Source organism: Bacillota bacterium, from assembly GCA_023511835.1.
In the GTDB taxonomy this organism is placed as follows: domain Bacteria; phylum Bacillota; class Sulfobacillia; order JAIMAT01; family JAIMAT01; genus JAIMAT01.
Map to the genome: position 1 here is coordinate 1 of JAIMAT010000143.1, position 2821 is coordinate 2821.

The 2821-nt window shown below is 74.9% G+C and carries 3 protein-coding genes; all 3 read right to left on the bottom strand.

Annotated features, from left to right (window positions below; translation table 11 throughout):
• Positions 1–723: acyl-CoA dehydrogenase family protein (locus K6U79_11475; GenBank protein ID MCL6522973.1), on the bottom strand; the 723-nt coding region annotated here is incomplete at its 3' end.
• Positions 724–788: 65 nt separating this feature from the next.
• On the bottom strand, positions 789–2417 hold the full coding sequence (locus K6U79_11480; GenBank protein MCL6522974.1) for a long-chain fatty acid--CoA ligase: 1629 nt from the start codon (positions 2415–2417) through the stop codon (positions 789–791).
• Positions 2418–2589: 172 nt separating this feature from the next.
• Positions 2590–2821: alpha/beta hydrolase (locus tag K6U79_11485; protein MCL6522975.1), on the bottom strand; the 232-nt coding region annotated here is incomplete at its 5' end.

Genomic DNA, 2821 nt, shown 5'->3' on the forward strand with positions numbered 1-2821 from the left:
CCGCGAGCGGTCGAAGACGCGCATGGCCAGGAGGAAGCCCTCCCCCTCCTCCCCCAGCCGCTGCGCCGCCGGCACCTGGACGCCGTCGAGGTAGAGGGGCGCGGCGGGGGCGGCCCGCTGGCCCATCTTGGGGAGCGGCGGCCCCACCTCGAGCCCCGGCGTCCCCCGCTCCACCACGAAGGCGCTCAGCCCGCGCCGGCCGGCGGCGGGGTCGGTCTTGGCGAAGACGACGAAGAAGCTCGCCTCGGTGGCGTTGGAGATCCAGATCTTGCTCCCGGAGAGGAGGTAGCGGTCGCCCCGCCGCACCGCCCGGCTCCGGATGCCGGCCACGTCCGAGCCGGCCTCGGGCTCGGTGAGGGCGTAGGCGCCCAGCTCCCCGGCCGCCAGGCGGCCGACGTAGGTGCGCCGCAGCTCCTCCTCCGCCCCCACCAGGAAGGCGTCGGCCACCAGGTGGTTGAGCAGGAGGGCCGCCGTCACGCCGGCGCAGGCCCAGGCCATCTGCTCCGCCGCCAGCACCAGCTCCAGCCGCCCCAGCCCCAGCCCGCCGTACGCCTCGGGCATGGCCAGGGCGGTCAGCCCCAGCTCCCGGGCGCGCGCGAAGAGCTCCCGCGGGAAGCGCGCCTCCCGGTCGAGCCGCGCCGCCTCGGGCAGGATCTCCCGCCGGGCGAAGGCCGCCGCCATCTCGGCCAGCGCCCGCTGCTCCCCGCTCAGCGCGAAGTCCACGCCGCCACCGCCTCCCTCCCGGGCCGGCGCGCAGGGCCGAGCCCGCCCCCCCGCCGGGCGCCGGCTCAGACCGCCGCGCCGCCCAGGTGGTCCCGGAAGCGCTCGCGCAGCGCCCGCTTCAGGAACTTGCCCGTGGAGGTGCGGGGGATCTCCTCCAGGAAGACCACGTCGTCCGGCAGCCACCACCTGGCGAACTTGGGCCGCAGGAAGTCGAGCAGCTCCTCCCGGGTGACGGAGTGCCCCTCTTTCAGCACCACGCAGGCCAGCGGCCGCTCCTGCCACTTCGGGTGCGGCACCGCCACCACCGCCGCCTCGGCCACCGCCGGGTGGGCCATCAGCTCGTTCTCCAGCGCCACCGAGCTGATCCATTCGCCGCCCGACTTGACCAGGTCCTTGTCGCGGTCCTGGATCTCCATGTAGACGTCGGCATCGACGGCGACGATGTCGCCCGTGCGCAGCCAGCCGTCCGCGGTCCAGCGCTCGGCCGCCTCCGGCGCGTTGTAGTAGGCGGTGGCGATCCACGGCCCGCGGATCTCCAGCTCGCCCATGCTCTCGCCGTCCATGGGGACGAGGCCCCGGTCGTTCCGCGCCCGGATCTCCACGAAGGGAACCGGACGTCCCTGCTTGGCCCGCTTTTCGTAGCGCTCCTCCTCCGGTCCGGCCTCCAGCTCGGCGGTGAGGCGCGAGACGGTGCCGATGGGCGTCGTCTCCGTCATGCCCCAGGCGTGGAGGACGTCCAGGCCGTGGCGCTCCTGGAAACCCTGGATCAGGCCACGCGGCGCGGCCGCGCCGCCGACGACGATCTCCCGGAGGCTGGAGAGGTCATAGGCGCCGGGATTCCGGTCCAGCTCCCGCAGGACCCCCAGCCAGACCGTGGGCACGCCCGCCGTCAGGGTGACCCGCTCGCGGACGAAGTCCTCCAGCAGGCTGGCCGGGTCCAGGTGCGGCCCCGGCAGCACCTGCTTGGCCCCCACCAGCACGGCGGTGAAGGGGAGGCCCCAGCCGTTGGCGTGGAACATGGGCACCACCGGCAGGACCACGTCGGCCTCGCCCATGCCGATGGCGTCGGGCAGCGCGCTGACCAGCGAATGGAGAACCAGCGCCCGGTGGGAGTAGACGACGCCCTTGGGACGGCCGGTGGTGCCGGAGGTGTGGCACATGGCCGCCGCCTCGTTCTCGTCCAGCGCGGGCTCCGCATAGCGCCCCGGGTCGGCGCCCGCCAGGAGCTCCTCGTACTCCAGCGCCTCCGGCGGCAGCGCGGCGTCGCCCGCGCCCGCGACCACCACCCGCTCCACCCGTGCCCGCTCGCGGAGCTGCTCGTAGAGCGGCAGCAGCGAGCGGTCCACCAGCAGCACCCGGTCCCCGGCGTGGCCGATGATGTAGGCCAGCTCGTCGGGGTGGAGGCGGAGGTTGAGCGTGTGCAGGACGGCGCCCGCCCCCGGCACGCCGAAGTAGGCCTCCAGGTGCTCGTGCTGGTTCCAGAGCAGGGTGGCCACGCGGTCGCCGCGCTCCACGCCCAGCGCCTGGAGGACGACGGCCAGCCGCTTGGCGCGCTGGATGAAGTCGGCGTAGGTGTAGCGGTGGAAGCTCCGGTCGGGCCGCCGCGTGACGATCTCCTTCCTCCCGAAGAGCAGCTCCGCCCGCCGCAGCATGGCCGGCAGCGTCAGCGGGTACTCCATCATCAGCCCGCGCACGGGTCCCGTCCCCCCTCCCCACGGCCGGCGCCGGCCGGACCGCACCGGAGCCCGCGGCCCCGCCCGTCCCTTTCGCCCGGCGCACGGCCTTTTTGCACCCGTGGGTGCCTCGGACTTCGCCGGCCGGCGGGCGCTCCCTGCCCCGGCAGGGGCCGCCCCATCCTGGATCGCCTCAGTGCTCGCGGGCGCCCTGGCGGCGGGCCGCGATGGCGCGGATGAAGGCGAGCAGCGCGTCGAAGTAGTGCGCCTCGTCGTCCCAGTGGCTCAGGTGGCTTCCTTCGGGGCAGACGACCACGCGGGCGTCGGGGATGCGGCGCCCCATCTCCTCGATGTCCTCCACCGCCATGGTGTCGTGGCGGCCCACCAGGAGGAGCGTGGGCACGCCGATGCGGTGGAGGTCGTCC